Raw genomic sequence first — 23,874 nt, 5'->3', positions numbered from 1 at the left:
TCGGGAGCGGGCGTCAGGAGACGGAGGTGCAGGCGTCGGCCTCGGTGACCGTGCACAGGCGGCGGATGGGCTCGTAGTCCTCGTCGGAGACCGCGACATAGCCCCACTCGATCTCCTCAGGCAGCTCGCAGTCGTCCTCGGAGGTGCAGATTCCCTCCTCGACCAGGGCCGGCTTGTTGGCCTTGGTCTGGATGGCGGTGCGGATCGCGTCGATGGTCCCGGCGTCGAGGGTGGAGGTGTTCACCGCGATCGGGTCCTCCGGGATCGGCTCGGACTCCCAGATCGGGGTGAGGGCGTCGGCCTCGATCTGGCCGGACTCGGTGAGGGTCGTGAGCATGGTGTCGTGGGCGAACGCCGCGTCGACCTCGCCGCCGGCGAGGGCCAGCAAGGAGGCGTCGTGCCCGCCGGCGAGCACCGTCTCGAGATCCGCGTCGACGTCGAGCTCCTCGCGCATCAGGCCCTCGAGGGGGACCAGGTATCCGGAGGTGGAGGCCTTGTCGACGAAGGCGACCTTCTTGCCGGCGAGGTCGGCCAGCGAGGTGATGCCGCTGCCGGGCGTGGTGTAGCACAGCGAGGTGTAGGAGGGCTCCGACCCCTCCTCGTGCACGGGCGCGGCGATGGCCTCGAGCGCGATGCCGCTGTCGCGGGCGATCACGTAGGAGAACGGGCCGTAGGAGGCGATGTCGACCTTGCCGGCGCGCTGGCCCTCGATCACGGCGGCGTAGTCGGAGGCGTTCTGGAAGGTGACGGTCCGCCCGGTGGCCTGCTCGAGGAGGGTGACAATGTGGCCGAAGGTCTGCTCGAGGGACTGGGAGCTTTCGGCCGGGACTGCGGCGAAGACCAGCTCCTCGGAGGCGCTGCTGGAGCTGCAGGAGGACAGTGCTCCGGTGCCGAGGACGCCGGCGGTGAGGCCGGCGAGGGCGGTGAAACCCTGGCGGCGGGTGAGGTGGGGCGAGGGGCGCGACGAGGGGTGCGACATGGCGGGATCCTTGTCTGAAACGGGATGGTCGGGAGCTGGTACCGGGGGCTTGGTGTGTATTGGCCGACGAGTACGAAGGTGGGCCTCGGAGTGCCGCCTCAGGACCGAGGTCAGGCCGAGCACCGGTCCTGTGGCGGCATTCGGCGCCCTGGACGGCCTGTGGGTGTGGGTGGGGGCGGTCAGGCGGCGAGGGCGGGAGCGCCCTCGAGCACGCGCTCGGCGAGGCCGAAGCCGAGGGTCATGCCGACCCCGCTGGTGACGACGGCGACGGTGGTGGCGGCATCGGGCTGCTCGAGCACGAAGGTGGTGCCGGGTGCGTCGCTGTAGCGGCCCAGCCAGCGCTGGATCACGCGGGGCGAGTCGATGCCGAGCAGGGCCGCGGCGCGGTGCACCAGCAGGTCGGAGAGCCCGGCATCGAGGAACGGCTCATAGGAGTCGTCGTAGGCGTGGGAGTCACCGACCAGCAGCCCGCCGTCGATCCCGGTGACCATGAGGTTCGCGACGCAGGCGGTCAGCTCCGGTTCCCGGACGGCGAGCTCTGCCCGCAGTGCCGCGGTGCCGGGCATGGCGGCGAAGCCGTCGTAGCGCGCCAGCGAGGTGCCGGTGAGCACCGCGAGGTGGGCGGGAAGTCGCTCCGGCCGCTCGATGAGGGCCATGGCGAGGGTGCACTGGGTGATGCCGTGGCGGTCGGCGATCTCGGGGAACAGGCCGCCGACGCCGGTGCCCGGGCACACCACGACGCGGTCGGCGCGGTACGTGCCGCGGGTGGTCCTGACCACTCCGTCGGCCGTGTGCAGCACCCGCTCCCCCCAGCGGAACCGCACCCCCTGCGTCGAGAGCCACGCGGCCAGTCGCGGCACGGCGGTGCGCGGGTCCACGCGCATGTCCAGCGGCAGCAGAGCCCCGCCGACGACGTCCAGCTCCTCGTGCGCGAGGGCAGCGCGGGTCTCGGCGACGCTCAGCATCCGCACCTGCTCCGGCCCGCGGTGGGCGGCGAACTCCTCGAGCACGCGCAGTTCCGCGGCGGTCGTCGCGGGAACGACGGTGCCGGTGGTGGCGGTCCACAGCCCGGTGTCGGCCGCGGCGCGCAGCCAGCCGGCGCGGGAGGCGAGGGCGAGGTCCTGGAGCTCGTCGGCCTGACCGGTGAAGCAGGCGTGCCCGAAGTTCTGGATGCTGGAGCCGACGGGTCGGGTGGTCTCCTCGAGCACGGTGACCTCGAGGCCCTGGCGGCGGGCACGGTGGGCGATGGCGAGTCCGAGGACCCCGCTGCCGACGACCAGGAGGTCGCCTGCGGTTCCCATGTCTCGAGCGGTTCTCATGCCTCGAGACTGGACCCTCGTCCGGCCCCGTGTCGACAAATGTATATACAAGTCGAGAACCTGTCGACCATGCTTCATCGGGGCGTCACCAAGATGTCACCTCGCCGCCGATCAGCCCGCTGACATGGGGCATCGATGCATAGGATCGGGATCGGACCACCGCGCGACAGGGCGCGGACGGCGACGAGGGGAGCGAGGGACGCCGATGACGAGCAGCGTGAGGGGCACCCAGACCTACGCCGGGATCGTCACCTTCCTCCGCCGGGAGATCGCCTCCGGACGACTCGGGCCGGGCCAGACCGTCCCCTCGGAGTCCGAGCTGTGCACCCGCTTCGAGACCTCTCGCGGTCCGGTGCGCCAGGCGCTCGGGATCCTCCGGGACGAAGGGCTGATCTCCTCGGGCCGTGGTCGCCGCTCGGTGGTGCTCGAGACCGTGCCCGTCCAGCCCTTCGACGTGGCACTGTCCTTCACCCAGTGGTGCCGCGAGGTCGGGATGGAGCCCGGCCAGCGCACCGAGACCATGACCCGGGCCTGGGCCACGCAGGCGCAGGCCGACTCGCTCGAGATCGATCCCGGTGATCCCGTCGTCGAGCTGCTGCGACTTCGCTTTGCCGATGACCTGCCGATCATGCTCGAGCGGCTGTGCTACCCCTTCGAAGTGGGTCGGCACGTGCTCTCCTTTGACCCCGATTCCGGATCGGTCTACGAACGGCTCGTGGCCAGCGGCGTCGACATCCACCACGCCACCCGCATCCTCGACGCGGTCGCCGCGGACGAGGACGACGCCCGCCTGCTCGGCATCGAGCCCGGCGCGCCCCTGATGCGCCTGCGACGCCGGGCCTTCACCATCGACGGCCGCCCGATCGAGTGGTCCGACGACCGCTACCTGCCGCGTCACGCGCAGTTCGCCTCGACCACCGTGCGCGGCGCAGCCAACGGGCTGTCGATGCTGAAGGGCCTCTGACCGCCGGCCGGTCGGCCTACGAAGTCGAGTTTCGAGGAACCGCGCCGGTCGAGTCCTGTACGCCCACGACCGGTGTCGCGGCCGCCATCGGTCGTGGGCGTACATCACTGCCGGCGCTTCGGCGCTTCGGCGATCCGGAGCTCGGCGGCGGGGGCGGGCGTCGTCTCGGCCGGGCGCGGGAGATCTCGCCTCTCCTCCAAAAGTCGGGTGCGCCGAGACGCCGATTCAGGGATGATTGGACGTTGCGGTCGTGACCGGACCGCGCCCGGCCTCGCGGACATGATCTGTCCGCACTAGCTCCTACTCTCGAATTCGTCGCCCACCACGGCGGCGACGTCGAACCGTGCCCAACGCATCCTGCCCTTCACCGAGGAACTCCATGCTCTGGACCGTCATCCGGCGCCATGCGCGCCCCTACCTGCCTCACGTGGGCGCTGTCATCGTCCTGCAGCTCGCCACCGTGCTGGCGACCCTGTACCTGCCCAGCCTCAACGCCGACATCATCGACCAGGGCGTCGCCACCGGTGACACCGCCTACATCTGGCGCGTCGGCGGCCTCATGCTGGTCGTCGCGATGGTGCAGGTCGTCACCGCGATCGCCGCCGTCTGGTTCGGGGCCCGCGTCTCCATGGGCATGGGCCGGGACGTGCGCCGCTCCATCTACACCCGGGTGGACCGCTTCTCCACCGAGGAGCTGGGACGCTTCGGTGCCCCGACCCTGATCACGCGCGCCACCAACGACGTCCAGCAGGTGCAGATGCTCGTGCTGATGACGCTGAACTTCATGGTGATGGTGCCGATCATGTCGATCGGCGGGATCGTCATGGCGGTCCAGGAGGACCCGGGCCTGTCGTGGCTGGTGTGGGTCGCGGTCCCGGTCCTGATGGTCATCGTCGGCCTGCTGGTCACGAAGCTCATGCCGCTGTTCCAGCGGATGCAGGACAACATCGACTCCATCAACTCCGTGATGCGCGAGCAGATCATGGGCATCCGCGTGGTGCGGGCCTTCGTGCGCGAGAAGCACGAGACCGCCCGCTTCACCGATGCCAACGCGACCCTCACCGACACCTCGGTGCGGATCGGCCGGCTCTTCGTGATCATGGGCCCGGCCATCACGATCGTGCTGCACCTCGCGACCGCCGCCGTGCTCTGGTTCGGCGGGCACCGGGTGGACGACGGCCTGGTGCAGGTGGGCGCCCTGACGGCGTTCATGCAGTACCTGCTGCAGATCCTCATGGCCGTCATGATGGGCACCTTCATGTTCATGATGTTCCCGCGCGCGATCATCAGCGCCCGGCGCATCGGCGAGGTGCTCGAGACCACGCCCACCCTCGCCGAGCCCGAGCAGCCCGTCGCGCTCGAGGGCGCCGGCGGCGGCGCGAGCGTGGAGTTCCGCGACGTCACCTTCTCCTACCCCGGTGCCGACGCCCCGGTGCTGGACGGCATCTCCTTCACCGCCGAGGCGGGCCGCACGACGGCGATCATCGGCTCGACCGGCTCCGGCAAGACGTCCCTGGTCAGTCTGATCCCCCGCCTGCACGACGCCACCAGCGGCCAGGTGCTGCTGGACGGGGTCGCGGTCACCGACCTCTCCCGCGCCACCGTCTCCGCGACGGTCGGCCTCGTGCCGCAGCGGCCCTACCTGTTCTCCGGGACCGTCGGCCACAACCTGCGCTTCGGGGATCCGATGGCCGACGAGACGCAGCTGTGGCGGGCCCTCGACGTCGCCCAGGCCACCGAGTTCGTCGAGGGCCGCACCACCGGCGAGGGGGAGGGCCTGCGGACGGGCCTCGAGTCCTCGATCTCCCAGGGCGGCACCAACGTCTCCGGCGGCCAGCGCCAGCGCCTGTGCATCGCCCGCACCCTGGTCGCCCGGCCGCGGGTGTTCGTCTTCGACGACTCCTTCTCCGCGCTCGACGTGGCCACCGATGCCGCCGTGCGCGCGGGCCTGGACGCACATACGCAGGGCGCGACCATGATCATCGTCGCGCAGCGCATCGCCAGCATCACCGGCGCCGACCAGATCCTCGTGCTCGAACAGGGCAGGATCGTCGGCCGCGGAACCCATGAGGACCTGCTCGAGACCAATCAGACCTACCGGGAGATCGTCGACTCCCAGATCACCGTGGAGGAGCCGGCATGAGCCGCGTGAAGAAGGACCGGGACGCGCAGGACGCGCCCACGCCGCAGTCGTCGGCCACGGCCGGGAACGCTACCGCGGACCTGACCGAGGCGGAGATCCTCGAGATGCAGGACTCCATGAGCGGCGAATGGGGCGAGTCCGCGCCCCGCAAGGCGAAGGCCTTTTGGCCCTCCGCGATCCGTCTGGCCGGCACCTTCGGCGACCACAAGCTGGGCCTGACCGTCGTGCTGGCCTTCGGGATCGTCTCCACAGCACTGACCGTGTGGGCGCCGTCGATCCTCGGCGACGCGATGGACGTCATCTACAACGGGGTCCGCTCCGGGGACGGCGTCGACTTCTCGGCGCTCGGTCGCCTGCTGCTGGTCGTGCTGGGGATGTACGTCATCGCGTCCCTGTTCGACTGGCTGCAGGGCCGACTGCTGAACGACGTGGTCATGAACATCGTCTACCGACTGCGCGAGAAGATCGAGGCCAAGGTCAACCGCCTGCCGCTGAGCTACTTCGACACCCGCCAGCGCGGTGACCTGCTCTCGCGCACCACCAACGACGTCGACAACGTCCAGACCGCGCTCCAGCAGGCCTTCGCCTCGCTCGTGTACGCAGTGCTGACCATCGTGGGAATCACCGTGATGATGTTCTGGCTCTCCTGGCAGCTCGCCGTGATCGCCCTGGTCGCGCTGCCGATCTCCGGCGTCGTCATCGGGATCGTCGGCTCGAAGTCCCAGAAGCTGTTCACCGCTCAGTGGCGCAACACCGGACGGCTGAACGGCCATGTCGAGGAGTCCTTCACCGGACACGACCTGGTCACCGTCTTCAACCGCCAGGACGCGATGCGTGAGACCTTCGACGAGCGCAACGGGGAGCTGTTCGACGCCTCGTTCAAGGCGCAGTTCTACTCGGGCATGATCATGCCGATCATGCAGTGGGTGACCTACCTCGGTTATGTCGGCATCGCAGTGGTCGGCGGCCTGCGGATCGCCGGCGGCCAGATGTCGCTGGGCCAGGTCACCGCTTTCATCCAGTACTCGCGCGAGTTCAACGCGCCGCTGGGCGAGGTGGCCGGGATGGCGAACATGCTGATCTCCGGCGTGGCCTCGGCGGAGCGCATCTTCGAGCTGCTGGACGCCGAGGAGCAGGAGGCCGACGGGGAGATCACGGTGGCCGATGCCGGATCCGACGGGGAGACCGCGGGGGCCGCGTCCGGGCCCGACGGGACGGTGCGGCGGCGCCGCATCGAGCGCGCCGAGCTGACCACTCTCACCCGCGGTCGCATCGAGTTCGACCACGTCGCCTTCTCCTACACCAAGGACAAGCCGCTGATCACCGATCTCTCGCTCATCGCGGAGCCCGGGCAGACCATCGCGATCGTCGGGCCCACCGGCGCCGGCAAGACCACCCTGGTCAACCTGATCATGCGGTTCTACGAGATCGACGCCGGGCAGATCCGTCTGGACGGCGTGGACATCCGCGCGCTGGACCGCGGCGCGGTGCGCAGCCAGGTGGGCATGGTGCTGCAGGACGCCGTGCTGTTCGGCGGCACCATCATGGAGAACATCCGCTACGGTCGCCTCGAGGCGACCGACGACGAGGTGATCGCGGCGGCGACCGCCACCTTCGTGGACCGCTTCGTGCGCACCCTGCCCGAGGGGTACGACACCGTGATTGAGGACGAGGGCGCGAACATCTCCGCCGGTGAGCGGCAGCTGATCACCATCGCCCGGGCCTTCCTCGCCGACCCGGCGCTGCTGATCCTCGACGAGGCCACCTCGTCGGTGGACACCCGCACCGAGGTGCTGGTCCAGGAGGCGATGGCGGCGCTGCGCACCGACCGCACCTCCTTCGTCATCGCCCACCGCCTGTCCACCATCCGCGACGCCGACGTGATCCTGGTGATGGAGCACGGCGACATCGTCGAGCAGGGTGATCACGACGCGCTGCTGGACGCCGAGGGCGCCTACCACCGCCTGTACTGGTCGCAGTTCGCCTCCGGCGTCGACCCCGACGAGGAGGAGGCGGTGCTCGAGGGCTCCGTCGCCGTCACCGGCGAGTTCGCTGCCGTGGACCCGGGAGCCGGCCCGGCCGAGGACTGACCGTCCCGCTCGGCGGCGGCCGACCCTGCGACCAGGCTCGGCCGCCTCCGGCACCGACGAATTCCGCGCACGCACGACCGATGTGGGGCTCCGGACCGGTCGCGCGGGTGCATCGGCGTCACCCGGCGCCGAGGAGCTCTGCGCAGGCATGACCGGTGCTGTCCGCGGCACCTGGCCGTGCGGGGACATGACCCCCTCGGGGTGCGCCGCCGCGCGGACCCGCGTAGCGTCGGCGCATGGATGTCACGATCATCGGCGGCGGGGTCTGCGGCCTCGCGCTGGCTCATGAGCTCGCTCCCGACCACCACGTGACCGTGCTCGAGGCCTCCCCGGGCCCGCGCGGCGGCGGCTACATGATCGACTTCTTCGGGCCCGGCTTCGTCGCCGCCGAGCGCATGGGCGTCATCGAGGAGCTGCGCTCGCGCGGCCACGCGTTCGAAGGGGTGCGCTACGGCCTGCCCGACGGCACGCAGAGCGGAACCCTCGACGTCGCCCCGTTGGTCAAGGCCGCCGGGGGACGCTACTTCTCGATCCTCCGCCCCGAGGTGGAACTGGGTCTGCTCGCCCAGCTGCCCGACTCCGTGGACCTCCGCTACGGCAAGCGTGTGCTCGACGTGCGCGACGCCGGCCCGCAGCATGCCGCGGTGGACATGGGCGGCGGCGAGGTCCTCGAGTCCGACCTCGTCGTGGCCTGCGACGGTGTGCGCTCGCCGGCGCGGGAGCACGTCGCACCCGGTCACGGCGCCATCATCCCGATGGGATACCGCGTGGCCAGCTACCTCTTCGAGGACGCACCGTTCGCCCGGGAACTGGGCGAGCGCATGCTCATGACCGACACCGCCCAGCGCATCGGCTGGCTGTACGCGGCCGACGCGCAGCGCGTCGGCGTCATGCTCGCCGAGCGTCTCGACCCCTCCGACGCACGACGTCCCACCGCGGACCCGGAGCGTCTGCAGGCGGTGTACGCGGGGCTGCACCCGCAGATCGACGAGGCGCTCACCCGAGCGCCGGACTCCTTCTACGACGACCTCGGCGCCCAGAGCTGGGCGCCGCGCTGGAGCCGCGGACGCATCGCGCTCGCGGGCGACGCCGCCCACGCCCCGTCGTTGCTGGCCGGACAGGGGACCTCGCTGGCGATCGCCGGCGCCGAGGCCCTGGCCCGCAGCCTGCGCGCCGCGGGCCCCCATGTCGAGGTGGGTCTGGCCGAGTACGAGCGGCGGTGGCGGACCACGGCCGAGAGGACCCGACGGTCCGGCCGCCTCAGCGCCTCGGCCTTCATCCCCGAGAACCGGATGCAGGTGCGCCTGCAGCAGATCGGGCGCCGGGCCATCGGCCTGCCTGGCGTGAGCCGCCTGCTCACCCGCCGGTTCCTCGCGGCCTGAGGGACGGCGGCCGCCGGCCGGAACCGGACCGACGACATCTCACAGGTGCAGGGTCCCGCCGTTGCGGCGGAAGGCACCCGGCGGCTGCCCGTAGCGGCGACGGAACGCGGTGATGAACGGGCGCGCCTCGGGATAGCCGCAGGCGAGGGCGACCTGCGCGATCGGGTCGTCGGTCTCCAGCAGCAGATGCGCGCCGCGCTCGAGCCGCAGCCGTCGCAGCGTCGTCATCAGGGAGGTGCCGGTCTCGCGGACGAACACTCGCGCCGCCTGCCGGGAGGAGAGATGGACGGCCGCGGCGACGTCGCGCACGTGGAGGGTGCGCTCGAGGTTGTCGGCGAGATAGCGCTCCATGGCCGCGACCCGAGACGTGGTGCGCGCGGCCGGGTCGAGGTCGATGGCCAGGTCGCTCTCGCGGGCGAAGGCCCGCGCTGTCTCGACCACGAGAGCCGCCCCGAGCGCCCTGACCTGCTCGGTGACCCCGGAGCGCGGAGCAGCGGCCTCCGCGGCCAGCGCGGCGATCAGGGTGGGCAGGGAGCCGAGCGAGGAGGAGACCAGCGGGCGGTCGGCGCGGACCAGGCCGCTCCACCATCCGGGCTGGGAGGTGGGTGCCGTGCCGGACTGCTGCAGGGTGAACCCCCAGAACGCGATCCCGAGCCCGTCGCCGGGATGGGCGATGATCTCGTGCACCTCGCCGGGCCGCGCGATGAACACCGTGCCCGCCTCGACGGCATGCTCCTCGCCGTCGACCGTGAAGGTGCCAGACCCCGCGAAAGCCAGGCACACCTCGTAGAACGAATGCGTGTGGGCGAAGTTGCGCCAGGCGGACTGCTCGTAGAAGCCCCAGCTGAGGTAGTCCACGGCGAACCCGTCGACCTCGCCGGCATCGAGCAGCCCGGCGAGGTCGACGAAGGTCGTCGCCTCGGCGACGAGATCAAGGCTCACACGTGCATCATGCCTGGCCCGCACGTCCGGTGGGGTCGCTGCCGGCGAGGATGAGACCCTGACCGAGGGAGTGGTTGTGCTGGTCGGTCAGCGGCGGATCGGCGGGGTCGCGGAACTGGACCAGCCAGGTGGTGCGGGCCTCGTCGCTGACGTTCACACCTGAGCTGTGCACCGTCAGGTAGGTGAAGAACAGGACGTCCCCGGCCTCGGCCTCCATGGGCTCGAGCTGGTCGACAGGAAAATCGGGCAGATGGAAGCTGCCCTGGGGGTCGTGCTCGCGGGGCCCCGCCGTGTGGCTGCCGGGAGCGATCCGCACGCAGCCTTTCACCTCGGGTGCGTCGTCGAAGTGGAAGATCGCGGCGGCGACACGGTGATGGGTGTGCGGGAAGAACGGATGGTCCTGATGCGGCGGGAACGGGGAGCCGTTCTCCGGCGGCTTGATGAACATCTTGGAGTGATGCAGCTGGACGTTCGGGGTGCGCAGGACGGCCGCAGCGACCGACGTGAAGCGCGGGTCGGTGAGCAGACGGGTGAAGGCCGCGTCGTAGAACTGGGCGTCGTGCAGGTGCTGCAGGCTGGTCGCCTGCCCCATCGCGACGTCGGCGGCGGCGTCCCAGGTGGGGTCGTCGCCACGGTCCAGGGAGGCGATCAGCTCATGGCTGCGGCCCCGGTACTCGGCGGCCTCCTCCTTGCTGAGCAGGCCTTTGACCAGGACGTAGCCCTGCTGGTCGTAGGTGTCGGCCAGCGCATCGAGATCGGGCCGGGTGGTGGAGAGGGTGGTCATCATCGACCCTTCCGCGAGTCAGGAGAGATTGTCGGAACGTGCTCCTCGAGCCTAGGGACCCCGGTCCGAGCCGGACCAGGCAACGGGCGGACGTGGATGTTCGCAGGACGGACATCGGGGCGGAAGAACCGGGGGGCTCGAGCGCTCAGCGCCGGGCCGCAGCTCAGCTCGTGCCGAGCCGGTCGCGGGCGGTGCGGCCGCGGGAGGCCAGCGGCGCGGAGCCGACGGCCTTCGCGAGCCCCAGCTGCGCTCCGTTGCCGTAGAACGTCTCGATCCCGGTGGCGGGGACCGCGTAGGTCTCGTGCCAGATCCCCACGGCCCCGGGGTGCTTGCGGGCCGCGGTGTTGAACGTCTTCCAGGCCGGTAGGTGCGCGCGCGAGCTCATGCGTGAGTAGGCGTAGAGGTGCTCGATGCTCTTCCAGTACTGCACCACCCAGGGGCCCTTCCCGCCCATCAGGGTCTCGGCGCCGAGGAAGCCGAGGTCCTCCGCCTCCCCTCGCTCATGGGCTGCTCGGTTGCGAGCCAGTTCGGCGAGCATCCGCGGCATCGAGGCGGCGACGGGCAGCCACAGATCAGGACGCCACGGCTGGTGGATGGTCATGCCGATGTGGAAGACGACGAGGTCATCGGTGGACGAATGCGTGAGATTCGGCGGGCGGGTCCGGGTTGTGCCGCCGGGGCGGCGGCGATCGGGGCGCCGACGGGCGCGGGTGCGGGGATCGGGGGAGTGGCGGGCGGCGGGCTGCGCCATGACGGGCCTCTGCTCAATTAGAAAGTGGTACTTTCTACTGTGCGTCATCCGGGGTCGACGGTCAAGATCCCGGAGGCCACGCAGGATCAGGCAGGATCAGACTGGGTCAGGCGGTGCATGCCGACCCTGGAAGCGGCAGGCCTGCGAAAGGAGGCGGGATGAGGATCTCCGCACTGGCGGCACGCTCTGACGTCCCCGTCGGGACCATCAAGTACTACGTGCGCGAAGGGCTGGTGCCGCCGGGCCGCCAGACCTCCCGCACCACGGCCGAGTACGACGAGTCCCACGTCGAACGGCTTCGCCTCGTGCGGGCGCTTACCGACACCGGAGGGCTCGGCATCACCGCCGTGCGCCGCGTCGTCGCAGTGATCGACGCTCCCGCTCCCGCACGGCTGGATGTGCTGGCTACCGCGCACGATGCCCTGACCGGCGGGGAAGTTCCCGAGCCGGACGAGGCGGACGGAGAAGCGCGCGAGAGCGACGAGGGTGACGGGTCGGACAGCGAGGGCCGCGCCCGTCGCTGGGCGGCGCAGCGCGGTTGGTTTATGTCCGAGGGTGACGCCGTCATCGGCCGCCTCGAGCGCGCCTGGGCCGCCTGCGAGCAGGCCGACGTCATCGTCGACGAGGCGATGCTCGATCAGTACGCCGACGCCGTCGAGCAGGTCGCACGCGTCGACGTGACCAGTGTGCCTGTGGGAGCCGAGGGCGCCGTGCGACGGGTCGTCGTCGGCACCGTCCTGACCGAGCCGGTGCTCTCGGCGCTGCGCCTGCTGGCCCAGCGTCAGGTGTCACTGCAGCGGTACCGCCACGACGAGCGGCCTTGAGGCCTCAGTCCGAGAGCATCCGCGAACGGGTCAGGAATCTCTTCCCATCGGGTGATTCGAGGCTGAAGCCTCCGCCGCGCCCGTCGACCAGGTCGATGGTCAGGTGCGTGTGACGCCAGTAGGCGAACTGCTCTCGGCTCATCCAGAAGTCCAGCGGTGAGCCGCTGCCGTCCGGCAGCGGCACCTCGACGTGGCCCATCCTCACGTCGGCATCCCCGGTGATGAAATCGCCCTCGGAGTAGCACATGGGGGAGGAGCCGTCGCAGCAGCCGCCGGACTGGTGGAACATCAGCGGACCGTTGCGGTCGATGAGTCGCTGCAGCTGGCTGACGGCGGCCTGCGTGAACGCGACCCGCGAGAAGTCCTCACCCTCGACCGTGGGATCTGCCTCGAGGACGTCGTCGGCCGCGGTCGGATCCGGTAGCTGAGCGGCAGGGCGGCCGCCGGTGGTCCGCGGCGGCGCGCCGGGAGGTGGCTGGTCAGGCGGTGGCTGCTCGGGCTCCGGCTCGGTCTCCGGCGGCTCGAGCGGCCCGGGCTCCGGTTCGGGCGGCCGGCCGGGAATCGGTGGCTGCGGTCCCGTGGGCGGGGGGCCGGGAGGATCGGTCGGCGGCTCGGTGGGCGGTGTACCGGGCGGTCGGCCCGGCGGTGTCATGGGGGGCTCGCTGGGCGGCGGAGTCGTCGCCTCCCGAGCGGTCGAGCTATCGGACATCGTCCTTCCTTCCCCAGGTCGACGGGCCGGACCGCGATGCCCGCGGACCACCCGGCGGCGCTGTCGAGCAGAAGCAACCCAGCGTGGTCTATGACGTGGATCACCAGGGTAGTCCCTCCGGGGTCACCGTAGGCTGAGTTACATGAAACACCGTCACCTCGGCCGCAGCGGCCTCAAGATCAGCGAGATCATCTACGGCAACTGGCTCACCCACGCCTCGCAGGTCGAGGACGACCGCGCTCGCGCCTGCGTGCGTGCCGCCCTCGACGCCGGCATCTCCACCTTCGACACCGCCGATACGTACGCCAACACCGCCGCCGAGGTCGTGCTCGGCGAGGCGCTGAAGGGCGAGCGACGCGAATCGCTGGAGATCTTCACCAAGGTCTACTTCCCGACCGGCCCGATGGGGCATAACGACACCGGGCTGTCCCGCAAGCACATCCGCGAGTCCATCGACGCCTCGCTGACCCGGCTCCAGACCGACTACGTCGACCTCTACCAGGCCCATCGCTACGACGACGCGACCCCGCTCGAGGAGACGATGCAGGCCTTCGCCGACGTCGTCCACTCCGGCAAGGCCCTGTACATCGGCGTCTCCGAGTGGAACGCCGACCAGCTCCGCGCCGGCCACCAGCTGGCCCGCGAGCTCGGCATCCAGCTGGTCTCCAATCAGCCGCAGTACTCGATGCTGTGGCGGGTGATCGAGGAGCGTGTGGTGCCCACCTCCCGGGAGCTCGGCGTGTCCCAGGTGGTCTGGTCGCCGATCGCCCAGGGCATCCTGACCGGCAAGTACAAGCCCGGTGCCGAGGCGCCCGAGGGTTCGCGCGCCCGCGACGAGAAGGGCGGCGCCGACATGATCAAGCGCTTCCTGGACGATCGCACCCTTGAGGCCGTGCAGGGACTGGAGCCGATCGCCGAGGAGCTGGGGCTGAGCATGGCCCAGCTCGCCGTGGCCTGGGTGCTCTCGAACGACAACGTCGCCGGCGCCATCATCGGCGCCTCGCGGCCCGAGCAGGTCACCGAGAACGTGAAGGCCGCCGGCGTGAGGCTCGACGCCGACGTGCGGACCCGCATCGACGAGGTGCTCGGCGACCTTCCCGAGACAGATCCGGCCAAGACCGTCTCCCCGGCGCAGCGCCTGGCCTGACGCAGCGAAACGCCGACGCACGACGACGCCCGGCGTCCTGAGGATTCTCCTCGGGGCGCCGGGCGTCGCGCCGCGGTCGGGCACCGACCGTGCTCAGGGAGTCACGTCGAGACGCCTTCGTCCTCCAGCTCCCCGCCCGAGCGGCCCTGGAGCGTGTGGCCGTCCGCCCGCAGCTCCCAGAACTCGGCGTTCTCGATCCCCAGCTCCCGAGGATCGAACTGCGGATCCAGGCCCCGCTTCTTCTGTGCGCGGTAGTCCTTCAGCGCCTTCAGGGCGGGGACCTGGACGACGAGGATCCCGACGATGTTCAGCCAGGCCATCGAGCCCACGCCGATGTCGCCGAGGCCCCAGGCGGAGCCGGCGGTGGTCACTGCGCCGTAGGCGACAGAGACCAGCACCAGCGCCTGCAGCACGCGCTGCAGTGCCCGCGCGAGGGTGCGGTTCTTCATCTTGCGGGTGATGTAGGTGAGGTTGACCTCGGCCATGTAGTAGTACGCCACGACCGTGGTGAAGGCGAAGAACGACAGCGCGAACGCGATGAACGAGGGCCCGGCGCCAGGGAACACGGCGTCGAGGCCTTGCTGAATGTATCCCGGGCCGGGCTCGACGTCGACACTCAGGTCGCCCTGGCCCGAACCGATCACCGGTGAGGCGCCCTCGTCCCAGACTTCGTTCTGGAAGGTGTTGAACATGCCGGTCGAGATGATGATGAACGCGGTTGCCGAGCAGACGAACAGGGTGTCGATGTAGACGGAGAACGACTGGGCGAAGCCCTGCTTGGCCGGATGCGAGACCTCGGCCGCGGCCGCGGCATGCGGACCGGTGCCCTGGCCGGCCTCGTTGGAGTAGATGCCGCGCTGGACGCCCCACTTGATGGCCAGGCCGATGATCGCTCCGAACACCGGCTGGACGCCGAAGGCGCTGCCGAAGATCAGGCCGAACACCCGCGGGATGTCCTCGAAGTTCATGAAGAACACGACGAGGGCGATGAGGATGTACAGGATCGCCATGACAGGGACCACGATCACCGCGAAGTGGGCGATGCGCTTGACGCCGCCGATGACGATGAAGCCCAGCAGGATCACGAGGCCGATGGCGGTGACCCAGGTGGGGATGCCCCAGGCGTTGTCGATGGCGGAGGCCATGCCGTTCGCCTGCACGCCGGGCAGGAAGAAGCTCATGGCCACGATTGTGACCACGGCGAAGAGACCACCGTAGAACAGCGACAGGCCCGGAGCCTTGTGCTTGTATGCCTTCTCGAAGTAATAGGCAGGGCCGCCGCGGTACTCGCCGGTGTCCGGGTCCTTTTCCTTGTAGATCTGACCGAGCGTGCACTCGATGAACGAGGTGGAGGCGCCGAGGAAGGCGGAGGCCCACATCCAGAACACGGCGCCGGGCCCGCCGAAGGCGATGGCCGTGGCGACGCCGCCGATGTTTCCCATTCCGACGCGTCCGGCCAGGGACATCATCAGCGACTGGAAGGAGGAGGTGCCGTCCGGCGAGGTCTCGCCCTTCTTGAGCTGGTCGAGCATGTCCGGGATATTGCGGACCTGGAGCAGCCCGGTGCGGATCGTGAAGTACAGGCCGGCGAGAAGACACAGGGCGATCAGCGGGACCGACCAGATCAACCCGTTCGTGTCCTCGATGAGTTGAGCGATCATCAGTGACTCCTGGGGTGGGAAACATGGACGCGCATCCCGGGGAGGACCGGGGTGCCAGTGACCGCAGACCGCACAGATGGCATCCTCGGCACTGGCGGATGTGAGTGCGGTCACGGGCACGCGCTGGAGGCACCCTAGCGGGTCGGAGAGGGGCGCTGCACGATCCGAGCCCCTCGTTATGGGCTCGTGACGTGATCACGGTCCCTGGTCGGCGCACGGAACGGCCGGATCCCGCCGGGTCGTCGGCGCGGCGTGCCGTGGCAGTCGTGATGTGCGTCCTCCCGGTTGGAACCGCGGTCCTCGCGCCTCTACACTGGGGAGCGACCCCTCGTGCGGTGTCATCTTGCTGAACTCCCCCAGGGCTTGACGGCAGCAAGGGCAGGTGAGCTCTGGCAGGTGCACGAGGGGTCGCTTCACGCCCTGGGGGATTGCCCTCACCCCTCGTCGGCGGGGATCCCCCTTCTGGATGTCGGCCACGCTTCCTACGGTGGACAGCGACGCGGCGCCGCCTCCTGTGCCCCGCGCACGGCCACCAGGAGCACACGATGTCCCTGTTCCCCGCAGCTGCCCCGGCTGCCTCGTCAGGCTCGCTCACCACGGCGGATCTGCGACGCGTCGCGCTGTTCCTGGTCCTCGCGACCGCCGTGAGCACCGGGCTGTCCGTGCCGCTGGCGACCGGACGACTCCCGCTGACCGCCGTCGGCCTCGTGGTGCCGCTCGCCCAGCTCTCCCCGCTGCTCGCGGCCCTCCTCGTGCGTCGGCGCGACGAGCCCTGGAGGCGTTCGCTGGCCCTGACCGTCCCGTCCTGGGCGGCTCTGGGGGTCGCGGGCCTCGGCGCGATCGCCGCCTTCGTGCTGGTTCCCCTGGCTCGCATACTCATCGGCCTCGGCGCCGGCGCCCCACCGGCTGCCGACGCCGCTCCCGTGCTCGCCCTGGTGCTCGCGGTGCCCATGGTGTTCGCGATGCAGGCCGCCTTCGCGATCGGCGAGGAAACGGGATGGCGAGGCTGGCTGCACCGCGAGCTCGCACCCCTCGGATTCTGGTCGATGTCCCTGGTGATCGGCATGATGTGGGCGCTGTGGCATCTGCCGATCGTGTTCGCCCTGGGGCTCGCGCCGCGCGAGGCGGTCACCTACCTGGGCACCATCGTCGCCGTGGCCCCGCTGCTGTCGGCGCTGCGCGAGATCTCCGGCACCGCCTGGGCCGCCGTCATCGGCCACGGCCTGTTCTCCAGCGCCCGCGTGGCCATCGAGCAGAACGTGCTGGGCACCGTCGACCCCGCCCTGGCGTGGCTGCTGGACCTGTCCTCCTGGGCGCTGTGGATCGCGGTGGGGTGGATGGTGCTGCGCGTCGCCGGCGGGATCGGGCCCGTTCCCGACCCGCAGCCGAGGGCGCGGCGAGGGCTGTCCGTACGCCGCCTCGGTGCGTAGCGTGGCGGAACACCATCGTCGAAGCTGGGAGCTCCCGTGAGGATCGAGACCACCCACCGCGTGCCCTTCCCACTGGCCGACGTGCTGGCCTGGCACGAGCGGCCCGGCGCGATCGTGCGCCTGACCCCGCCCGGACTCGCCGGCGCCGATGATCCCGCCGCAGACGGTCTGCAGGTCGGGCGCGTGGTCGCGGCGCACCTGGGCCCGTCCCGGCTGCCGGACCTCCTGCGCCCGCACTGGGTGCTGCGTCACCGCGAGCACGAGACCGGGGACGAGAACGGACGCTTCGTCGACCAACAGGTCCACGGCCCCTGGCGCGACTGGCGCCACGAGCACCGCTTCACCGCCGACGACCACGGCACCCTCGTCCACGACCTCATCGATGTCGAACTGCCGCGTCCTCTCGAGCGGCTCGCGGGCTCCGTCGAGTCGCAGGTGCGCCGCCTGCTCGCCTTCCGCGACCGCCAGCTGCACGATGACCTGCGCTTCCATGCCGGCTTCGCCGGCACACCGCGGCGCACCATCGCCCTCACCGGCTCCTCCGGGTTGATCGGCACCCAGCTCGCCGCCCTGCTCGAGACCGGCGGGCACTCCGTGCGACGGGTGATCCGTGAGGGGAGCGTCGGCCCCGGCGAGATCTCCTGGGATCCGCAGGCCGGAGCCCTGGACGCGGCCGACCTCGAGGGGGTTGACGTCGTCGTCAACCTCGCGGGGCGCTCCATCGCTACCCGATGGACCGACGGCACCCGACGCGAGATCCGCTCCTCCCGGATCCACGGTTCGGCACTCATCGCCCGCACCCTGGCCGGCATGAGGGACGGCCCGTCGGCCCTCGTGCAGGCCAGCGCCATCGGCTTCTACGGGCCGCGGCGTCCAGGCGAGCTGCTCACCGAGGCCGACCCGGGCGGGGAGGGCATCCTCGCCGACCTGGTGCGGGACTGGGAGCGTGCCGCCCGCGCGGCCGGCGAGGCGGGGATCCGCACCACCTTCCTGCGCACGGGTCTCTCGCTGTCCGACGGGGGAGGGCCTCTCCTGCCGCAGCTGCCGATGTTCCTCGCCGGAGTCGGCGGCCGACTGACCGAGCCCGAGGCCATGACCTCGTGGATCACGCTGGACGACGTGGTGCGTGCCTTCGCCCACGCCGCGCTCTCGGCCGAGGTGGAGGGGCCGCTCAACACCGTCGGACCGCAGCCGGTCACCGCCCGCGAGTTCGCCCGCACCTTGGGCTCGGTGCTGCACCGGCCCGCCCTGGTGCCGGTGCCCGCGCTCGGGCCGCGGCTGCTGCTCGGGGCCGACGCGACCGACGAGCTGGTCCGGACCGACCAGAACGTCTCCGACGCCCGGCTGGAGGCCAGCGGCTATGAGGCGACCCACCGCACGGTGGAGGCCGCGCTGCGCCACGTGCTGCGCCGCTGAACGTCTCGTGCGGTGCGGCTCAGAGATGTTCGGCGGGGTGCTCCGCGAGCGCGACCGTCTCGTCGTGAAGCTCGTCCCCGGTGACGGAGGCGGGCGCTGCCTCGCGGCATGCCAGGGCATTGACCAGGGCCGCGAGTACCACCAGTCCGGCCGCTCCGAGGGGCATCCACATGGACGCCTGCGACCCGATGTTCTCGGCGACCGCGCCGGTCAGCGCCGAAGCGGCCGACTGGCCGACGATCGTGGCCGATCCCAGCATGGTCATCACCGTCGCCGAGCGTCCGCGCGGGCTGCGCTCGGCGGCGAGGCTGTACAGCGTCACCACCGTCGGGCCGATCCCGATGCCGGCCACGGCCATCGCCGCGACGATCCCGGTCAGGGAGCCCGCGACGCCGAAGGCGAGCATCGCCGCCAGCATCAGCGCGGAGAACACGAGCCAGCGCGCATGCAGGGCGAACCCCTCGGGGAACAGGGTGATGCTGAGGGCGAGGATCGTCGACCCGATGCCCATCACGCCGTAGACGAGCCCCGCGGAGTCGCCGTGACCGGTCTCGGAGAGGAAGGCGGTGAGCGAGGTGAGCACCGTGCCGAAGAAGAGCCCGACGCCCAATGCCCCTGCCACGACCACCAGGACCCGCAGGGTGCGCAGCTCGCGGGCCGGCGCCTGCACCACCGGTTCCTCGGAGGTGGGGATGCTGACCCGGGCGGTGGGGTGCAGGGCGAAAGCGGTGACGAACAGCAGCGTCAGCGCTGCCGCGCCGATCATGGGGGCGGCCGGGCTCATCGTGGTCGCGAGCAGGCCGACGACGACGGGGCCGAACACGAAGGCGGTCTCGTCGGCCGCTGATTCGTAGCCCATGGTCGCGTTCAGGCTGCGAGCGCGGCGGGCGGAGGGGAGGCGGGTGAGGATCAGCTGGACCAGACGGCTGCGGGAGAACGGCCCGATCTGCGGGGAGGAGGCGCCGACGAGGAAGCCGACGGCGAGCACTGCCGCGTCGGGCAGGGAGCTGAAGGCGACCGCCGCCATCGCGAGCAGGGCCAGGGAGTTCACGATCCCGGAGACGAGGATGACGCTGCGCTGACCGACCCTGTCGGCGGCGGCGCCGAGCAGCGGCCCGACGAGCGCCGAACCGAGCCCCACGACCGCCGAGTTCAGCCCGCCGAGCGCGATCGAGTCACGCGCGGAGACGACGAGGGTGAGGGTGCCGACGACCATCATCGCGAAGGGGAAACGGGCGACGAAGGCGATCGGGAAGTAGGCGGTGCCGGCGACGCCGCGCAGGGTCGTGGGCTTCTGCTGCGCGGGGGCGGTTCGCTGAGTGCTCATCGGTGCTCCGGACGGTGGGTGCCGCCTTGGACGATCCACACCGTGGACCCGAGGTAGATGCACTGCGGAGGCCCGGGGAGCCGGGCCGATCTGACACCAGGATCCTACGGGCGGCGGGCGAGCTCCGGCCAGGGGAGGAGGGGCGCCTCGTGCGCGGGCTCACGCTTCCCGGCAGGCGGCGATGGCCGAGTCCGTCGTCGCGGCGACCTGGGCCCGGCCAGGCGTCCGTCGTCTCCGGCGAAGACACGTGATTGCCGGTTCAGGACCGATGTCGACGCGCAGATCGGTCCTGAGCAGGCAATCATGTGCCGGGTGCCGGGTGCCGGGTGCCGGGTGCCGGGTGCCGGGTGCCGGGTGCCGGGTGCCGGGTGCCGGGTGCCGGGCGGGCGCGGGTCAGACGCCGGCCGTCTCCTTCTCCCGGGGCGCTTCGGGGCCCGGCTCGTCGGTCCGCGCCCCCGTGGTGGCGGCGCCGTCGGTCGTCTCCTGGGCCTGCTCGGCCTGGATCGCCTGGAAGGAGGAGCGGCGGGCGGCATCGTAGACCGGTCGGTCGAGGATCTTCTCGCGCGTGGAGACGATCACGGGCACCAGGGCCTGGCCGGTGACGTTCAGGGCGGTGCGGCCCATGTCCAGGATGGGGTCGATCGCCAGCAGCAGGCCGACGCCCTCGAGGGGGAGGCCCAGGGTGGACAGCGTCAGCGTGAGCATGACGGTCGCACCGGTCATGCCGGCGGTCGCCGCCGAGCCCAGCACGGAGACCAGCACGATGAGCAGGTAGTCGGTGATCCCGAGCGGCACGCCGTAGAAGTTCGCCACGAAGATCGCGGCCAGCGCCGGGTAGATCGCGGCGCAGCCGTCCATCTTGGTGGTCGAGCCGAGCGGCACGGCGAAGGAGGCGTAGTGGCGCGGGACGCCCATGCGCTCGGTGACCGCCTGGGTCATCGGCATCGTGCCCAGCGAGGAGCGGGAGACGAACCCGAGGGAGGTCGCCGGCCACACGCCGCGGAAGAAGGAGCCGATGGAGAGCCCGTTGGTCTTCAGCAGCACGGGGTAGACCACCAGCAGCACGATGAACATGCCGATGTAGACGTCGGCGACGAAGACGCCGAGCTGGCCGATGGCGTCCCAGCCGTAGCTCGCCACCGCGTTGCCGAGCAGGCCGACGGTGCCGATCGGGGCGAGGCGGATGACCCACCACAGCAGCTTCTGGACGATCTCCAGGGCGGAGCCGGTGAAGCGCAGGAAGGGATCGGCCTTCTCGCCGACGGAGAGCACGGCGATGCCGACGGCGATCGAGATGACCAGGATCTGCAGGGCGTTGAAGCCGAGCGAGACGGAGCCGTCGTCGCCGACGCTGCCCTCGACGCCCAGGAAGTTCGAAGGCACCAGGCCGGTGAGGAAGTCCAGCCAGCCGCCCTGGGTCTCGGAGGCCTCGGCGGCCCCCTCCGAGACGCCGGAGCCGACGCCGGGATTGGTGAGCGCGCCCAGACCGATGCCGATCATCACGGCGATGAAGGAGGTGATCGCGAACCACAGCAGGGTCTTCCACGCCAGGCGGGCGGCGTTGGTGACGTTGCGGAGGTTCGCGATCGAGGTGACGATCGCGAGGAAGATCAGCGGCGGGACCAGGGCCTTCAGCAGCGTCACGAAGATCGTGCCGATGGTCTCGAGGGTGGTGGTCAGCCAGTTGGGGCCGTCCGCGCCGTCCTCGCCGGCGCCGGGGACCGGGCCGATCTGGGCGGCGACCAGGCCGAGGACCACGCCGAGGATGAGGCCGATCAGGACCTGCCAGCCGAAGGGGATGCGGGCGATCGCGCGCAGCGGATTGCGCGTGCGCGGCGGAGTCGTCCCGTGCTGGGCGGTGGGGGTGGTAGGTGTGCTCACGCCGTGAGACGCTACGCCGTTGTCTCAGCGACATCAATGCTGTGGATACAGGGTCACATAAGAAAAACTTGGGGGTAGCTGGTCATGCTCGCAGGTGGGGTTGGGTGGCAGGTGTCCGCGTGCGGCGTGACCTCGCTCCTCGTGGGTCCTGGCGGAGGTCTGCTGCGCGTCGTCCGCGAGGGGCGGGCTCAGTCGTCCGAGCTCGGGGCCGTCGCGCGCTCCCCTTCCGAGCGCAGGATGCAGAACTGGTTGCCCTCCGGATCGGCCAGGATCACCCAGCCGGTGCCGGGGCCGTACTGGCCGCGGTGATCGGCCACTTGGGTCGCGCCCTGGGACAGCGCCCACGCCACCTCGTCGTCCTGCGTGCGCTCGCGCGGGCGCACGTCGAAATGGATCCGCTTCGCCGGGAGCTCCTCGTCATGCACCTCCAGGAACAGCAGCGTGTGCCCGGTGGCGGGGTCCTGGATCGCGCACTCCTCGTGCCCGGGAAGGTTCGGGTCCTCCGGGTCCATCTCGTACTCGAGGATGTCGCGCCACCACTCGCTGAGGGCGTAGGCGTCGTGGCAGTCGATGCTGGTGTGGGAGACGAAGACGCTCATCACCTCAGTCTTCGTGGGGTCCCATCGCGGGTCAACCGGTTATGCGTGCGAGCCGTGCGGCGTCGGCCGGTCGGAGGATGGTTCGACCCCGGATCTCCGACGCGCGCACGATGCGGCGGCTCTGCGCGGGTGGCACCGTGGTGCCATGCCCGACAGCCCTGCCCCGCCCGACGCCCGCTCCGAGGACGCCGCCGACCCGAAGGATGCCACGTCGCCCTTCGGTGACCGGCGGTCCACGCGCTTCGCGGCCGACGTCGAGTACCGCGGTCGCGCTCGTGGGCACGACTACCTGGTCCGCGTGCGTCATCGCTTCCTGGACAGCTCGTTCACCGTGCTCCTCGACGGGGTGGAGCACGACCCCAAGGCCGAGGAGAAGGCGCACCGTGCGCGCGAGGAGCAGGAGCCCGATGCCGAGCGGACGGAGGAGGGCGAGCGCGACGGGTCAGCGACGGAGGGGGCAGGTGCATCCGATGACCGCACGTGCGAGGACGGCAGGCCCGACGACGTGCGCGAGGGTGACGCCGGCGACGCGCCCGATGCGGTCGCTCCCGTCGCCGGCGTGCCTGATGCCCCCGCTCCCGCCGACGACCTGCAGTTCCGGCTGGAGGAGAACTTCACCGTCGTGCATTGCACGGTGCGCCGCCCCGACGAGGACGGGGGCCTCGCGGACGCGGAGGTCATCTCCGTGCGCACCGCCGGGCTGGGCGGCGCCGGGGAGGTCGACGTGCGCCACGGCCTCGAACGCACCCTGCTGGTGCCGGCCGATGGCAGCCCGTCGGCCGCCCGCGACCAGAAGCGCTCGGCGCACCCGACCCGGTATGCGCTGGTCGCGGCACTGACCAAGGCGGCGGGCTTCCTGCTGCCGCTGCTGGGATTCGGGGCGCTGTTCAGCGGCCTGCTGGATCCCGTCAAGGAGTGGATCGAGGAGCGGGTCCGACCAGTCCTCGACGCTCTGGCCACTGCGCTGGAGCCGGTCCGGGAGTGGGTCGCGGGGGTGCTGCGCCCGATCGGGGAGTTCCTCGATGCCCTCTTCGCTCCGGTGCATGAGTTCCTCGCCGCCCTGCTGCGTCCGGTTGCGGAGGCGTGGGAGTGGCTGAGGGAAGTGCTGTTCGGCTGGATCCCGGACCTCTCGCTGCCGTTCAGCATCCCGGACTGGGTCTTCGACGTCGCGGTGCCGGTGCTCGTGGTGCTGATGGTGTTCACCGCGACGTTCAGCGGCCTGCGCCGACGCTCCGAGAAGCTCGAGGCGACGCGCACGGCCACCGACACGGCGCAGGGGACGGCCGGCGAGGCGTCGGAGGCCGATGACCCGGCAGGGGAGATGGCCCAGGAGACGCACCGATCGAGCAGGTCGCACGAGTCCGGTGACGGGGCGGGGGAATCTCGTGACGCGACTCGGGAGGCGGCCGACGACGACCGTGAGGGGCCTCCGGCGACCTCGGCCGAGTGCGAGGGGGACGCGGACGGCACTGCCTCCCCGCGCGCCGCACGTCCCTGAGGGCCCTGGTCCGCCACCACCGCTGCCC

General features: G+C 71.0%; 19 protein-coding genes and 1 other RNA gene. 10 read left to right on the top strand and 10 right to left on the bottom strand.

The window, feature by feature from the left end; translation table 11 throughout:
* Positions 1 to 13: 13 nt before the first annotated feature.
* Complete coding sequence (locus tag JOF43_RS01200; RefSeq protein WP_209898029.1) at positions 14 to 979, bottom strand: phosphate/phosphite/phosphonate ABC transporter substrate-binding protein; 966 nt, start codon at positions 977 to 979, stop codon at positions 14 to 16.
* A gap of 179 nt (positions 980 to 1,158) precedes the next feature.
* The gene (locus JOF43_RS01195) at positions 1,159 to 2,298 is read right to left on the bottom strand and encodes a TIGR03364 family FAD-dependent oxidoreductase (protein ID WP_245353980.1); all 1,140 of its coding nucleotides are present in this window, start codon (positions 2,296 to 2,298) and stop codon (positions 1,159 to 1,161) included.
* 205 nt (positions 2,299 to 2,503) lie between these two features.
* Here JOF43_RS01195 and JOF43_RS01190 point away from each other — a divergent pair, with 205 nt between their 5' ends.
* The 4 genes from JOF43_RS01190 (at position 2,504) to JOF43_RS01175 (ending at position 8,877) form a co-directional block, all read left to right on the top strand.
* The gene (locus JOF43_RS01190; RefSeq protein WP_209898027.1) at positions 2,504 to 3,262 is read left to right on the top strand and encodes a GntR family transcriptional regulator; all 759 of its coding nucleotides are present in this window, start codon (positions 2,504 to 2,506) and stop codon (positions 3,260 to 3,262) included.
* Between the two features lie 379 nt (positions 3,263 to 3,641).
* Positions 3,642 to 5,405 (top strand): ABC transporter ATP-binding protein, encoded by a 1,764-nt coding sequence (locus JOF43_RS01185; protein WP_209898025.1) that lies wholly within the window; start codon positions 3,642 to 3,644, stop codon positions 5,403 to 5,405.
* Positions 5,402 to 7,495: an ABC transporter ATP-binding protein gene (locus tag JOF43_RS01180; protein WP_209898023.1), complete on the top strand. Its 2,094-nt coding sequence runs from the start codon at positions 5,402 to 5,404 to the stop codon at positions 7,493 to 7,495. The genes JOF43_RS01185 and JOF43_RS01180 overlap by 4 nt, the downstream gene beginning before the upstream one ends.
* Positions 7,496 to 7,731: 236 nt before the next feature.
* Positions 7,732 to 8,877, top strand: a complete 1,146-nt coding sequence (locus JOF43_RS01175) for an FAD-dependent monooxygenase (protein WP_209898021.1) — start codon at positions 7,732 to 7,734, stop codon at positions 8,875 to 8,877.
* 39 nt (positions 8,878 to 8,916) lie between these two features.
* Here JOF43_RS01175 and JOF43_RS01170 read toward each other — a convergent pair whose 3' ends face one another.
* From JOF43_RS01170 to JOF43_RS01160, 3 genes are all read right to left on the bottom strand, one after another.
* Positions 8,917 to 9,819 carry a helix-turn-helix domain-containing protein gene (locus tag JOF43_RS01170; RefSeq protein ID WP_209898019.1) on the bottom strand — a complete coding sequence of 301 codons (903 nt, stop codon included), beginning with the start codon at positions 9,817 to 9,819 and terminating at the stop codon, positions 8,917 to 8,919.
* Between the two features lie 7 nt (positions 9,820 to 9,826).
* Complete coding sequence (locus tag JOF43_RS01165; protein ID WP_209898018.1) at positions 9,827 to 10,603, bottom strand: phytanoyl-CoA dioxygenase family protein; 777 nt, start codon at positions 10,601 to 10,603, stop codon at positions 9,827 to 9,829.
* 163 nt (positions 10,604 to 10,766) lie between these two features.
* Entirely contained in the window at positions 10,767 to 11,354 is a 588-nt protein-coding gene (locus tag JOF43_RS01160) for a DUF4188 domain-containing protein (protein ID WP_245353979.1), read from the bottom strand.
* Between the two features lie 158 nt (positions 11,355 to 11,512).
* Between JOF43_RS01160 and JOF43_RS01155 the strand changes: the two genes are divergently transcribed.
* Complete coding sequence (locus JOF43_RS01155; RefSeq protein ID WP_209898017.1) at positions 11,513 to 12,178, top strand: MerR family transcriptional regulator; 666 nt, start codon at positions 11,513 to 11,515, stop codon at positions 12,176 to 12,178.
* A 4-nt stretch (positions 12,179 to 12,182) separates the two neighbouring features.
* Here JOF43_RS01155 and JOF43_RS23245 read toward each other — a convergent pair whose 3' ends face one another.
* Positions 12,183 to 12,887: a DUF779 domain-containing protein gene (locus tag JOF43_RS23245; RefSeq protein WP_377784657.1), complete on the bottom strand. Its 705-nt coding sequence runs from the start codon at positions 12,885 to 12,887 to the stop codon at positions 12,183 to 12,185.
* Between the two features lie 142 nt (positions 12,888 to 13,029).
* Between JOF43_RS23245 and JOF43_RS01145 the strand changes: the two genes are divergently transcribed.
* Positions 13,030 to 14,034: an aldo/keto reductase family protein gene (locus tag JOF43_RS01145; protein WP_209898016.1), complete on the top strand. Its 1,005-nt coding sequence runs from the start codon at positions 13,030 to 13,032 to the stop codon at positions 14,032 to 14,034.
* 101 nt (positions 14,035 to 14,135) lie between these two features.
* Here JOF43_RS01145 and JOF43_RS01140 read toward each other — a convergent pair whose 3' ends face one another.
* Positions 14,136 to 15,695 (bottom strand): alanine/glycine:cation symporter family protein, encoded by a 1,560-nt coding sequence (locus JOF43_RS01140; protein ID WP_209898015.1) that lies wholly within the window; start codon positions 15,693 to 15,695, stop codon positions 14,136 to 14,138.
* Positions 15,696 to 16,014: 319 nt separating this feature from the next.
* Here JOF43_RS01140 and ffs point away from each other — a divergent pair.
* From ffs to JOF43_RS01125, 3 genes are all read left to right on the top strand, one after another.
* Positions 16,015 to 16,111: signal recognition particle sRNA small type (gene ffs / locus JOF43_RS01135), an RNA gene on the top strand.
* Between the two features lie 129 nt (positions 16,112 to 16,240).
* A complete protein-coding gene (locus JOF43_RS01130) occupies positions 16,241 to 17,125 on the top strand; it encodes a CPBP family glutamic-type intramembrane protease (RefSeq protein ID WP_209898014.1) in 885 nt (294 codons plus the stop codon).
* Positions 17,126 to 17,161: 36 nt separating this feature from the next.
* The gene (locus JOF43_RS01125) at positions 17,162 to 18,541 is read left to right on the top strand and encodes a TIGR01777 family oxidoreductase (protein WP_209898013.1); all 1,380 of its coding nucleotides are present in this window, start codon (positions 17,162 to 17,164) and stop codon (positions 18,539 to 18,541) included.
* A gap of 19 nt (positions 18,542 to 18,560) precedes the next feature.
* Here JOF43_RS01125 and JOF43_RS01120 read toward each other — a convergent pair whose 3' ends face one another.
* The 3 genes from JOF43_RS01120 to JOF43_RS01110 all read right to left on the bottom strand — a co-directional run bounded on the left by JOF43_RS01120 (position 18,561) and on the right by JOF43_RS01110 (position 22,348).
* A complete protein-coding gene (locus JOF43_RS01120; protein WP_209898012.1) occupies positions 18,561 to 19,868 on the bottom strand; it encodes an MFS transporter in 1,308 nt (435 codons plus the stop codon).
* 393 nt (positions 19,869 to 20,261) lie between these two features.
* The gene (locus JOF43_RS01115; protein ID WP_342592057.1) at positions 20,262 to 21,749 is read right to left on the bottom strand and encodes a dicarboxylate/amino acid:cation symporter; all 1,488 of its coding nucleotides are present in this window, start codon (positions 21,747 to 21,749) and stop codon (positions 20,262 to 20,264) included.
* Between the two features lie 188 nt (positions 21,750 to 21,937).
* A complete protein-coding gene (locus tag JOF43_RS01110) occupies positions 21,938 to 22,348 on the bottom strand; it encodes a VOC family protein (protein ID WP_209898011.1) in 411 nt (136 codons plus the stop codon).
* 145 nt (positions 22,349 to 22,493) lie between these two features.
* On the opposite strand from JOF43_RS01110, the gene JOF43_RS01105 reads away from it, so the two are divergent.
* Positions 22,494 to 23,846, top strand: a complete 1,353-nt coding sequence (locus tag JOF43_RS01105; RefSeq protein ID WP_209898010.1) for an AI-2E family transporter — start codon at positions 22,494 to 22,496, stop codon at positions 23,844 to 23,846.
* Positions 23,847 to 23,874 lie beyond the last annotated feature (28 nt).

Source organism: Brachybacterium sacelli, assembly GCF_017876545.1.
GTDB classification, from domain to species: domain Bacteria; phylum Actinomycetota; class Actinomycetes; order Actinomycetales; family Dermabacteraceae; genus Brachybacterium; species Brachybacterium sacelli.
This window is presented reverse-complemented; position numbering and strand designations above follow the sequence as displayed.

Coding starts and splice junctions, on each gene's coding strand:
- JOF43_RS01120 (WP_209898012.1), bottom strand. CDS start 19,868: ATGAGCACTCAGCGAACCGCCCCCGCGCAGCAGAAGCCCACGACCCTG.
- JOF43_RS01190 (WP_209898027.1), top strand. CDS start 2,504: ATGACGAGCAGCGTGAGGGGCACCCAGACCTACGCCGGGATCGTCACC.
- JOF43_RS01140 (WP_209898015.1), bottom strand. CDS start 15,695: ATGATCGCTCAACTCATCGAGGACACGAACGGGTTGATCTGGTCGGTC.
- JOF43_RS01165 (WP_209898018.1), bottom strand. CDS start 10,603: ATGACCACCCTCTCCACCACCCGGCCCGATCTCGATGCGCTGGCCGAC.
- JOF43_RS01145 (WP_209898016.1), top strand. CDS start 13,030: ATGAAACACCGTCACCTCGGCCGCAGCGGCCTCAAGATCAGCGAGATC.
- JOF43_RS01130 (WP_209898014.1), top strand. CDS start 16,241: ATGTCCCTGTTCCCCGCAGCTGCCCCGGCTGCCTCGTCAGGCTCGCTC.
- JOF43_RS01185 (WP_209898025.1), top strand. CDS start 3,642: ATGCTCTGGACCGTCATCCGGCGCCATGCGCGCCCCTACCTGCCTCAC.
- JOF43_RS01195 (WP_245353980.1), bottom strand. CDS start 2,298: ATGAGAACCGCTCGAGACATGGGAACCGCAGGCGACCTCCTGGTCGTC.
- JOF43_RS01160 (WP_245353979.1), bottom strand. CDS start 11,354: ATGGCGCAGCCCGCCGCCCGCCACTCCCCCGATCCCCGCACCCGCGCC.
- JOF43_RS01110 (WP_209898011.1), bottom strand. CDS start 22,348: ATGAGCGTCTTCGTCTCCCACACCAGCATCGACTGCCACGACGCCTAC.
- JOF43_RS01175 (WP_209898021.1), top strand. CDS start 7,732: ATGGATGTCACGATCATCGGCGGCGGGGTCTGCGGCCTCGCGCTGGCT.
- JOF43_RS01200 (WP_209898029.1), bottom strand. CDS start 979: ATGTCGCACCCCTCGTCGCGCCCCTCGCCCCACCTCACCCGCCGCCAG.
- JOF43_RS23245 (WP_377784657.1), bottom strand. CDS start 12,887: ATGTCCGATAGCTCGACCGCTCGGGAGGCGACGACTCCGCCGCCCAGC.
- JOF43_RS01155 (WP_209898017.1), top strand. CDS start 11,513: ATGAGGATCTCCGCACTGGCGGCACGCTCTGACGTCCCCGTCGGGACC.
- JOF43_RS01105 (WP_209898010.1), top strand. CDS start 22,494: ATGCCCGACAGCCCTGCCCCGCCCGACGCCCGCTCCGAGGACGCCGCC.
- JOF43_RS01180 (WP_209898023.1), top strand. CDS start 5,402: ATGAGCCGCGTGAAGAAGGACCGGGACGCGCAGGACGCGCCCACGCCG.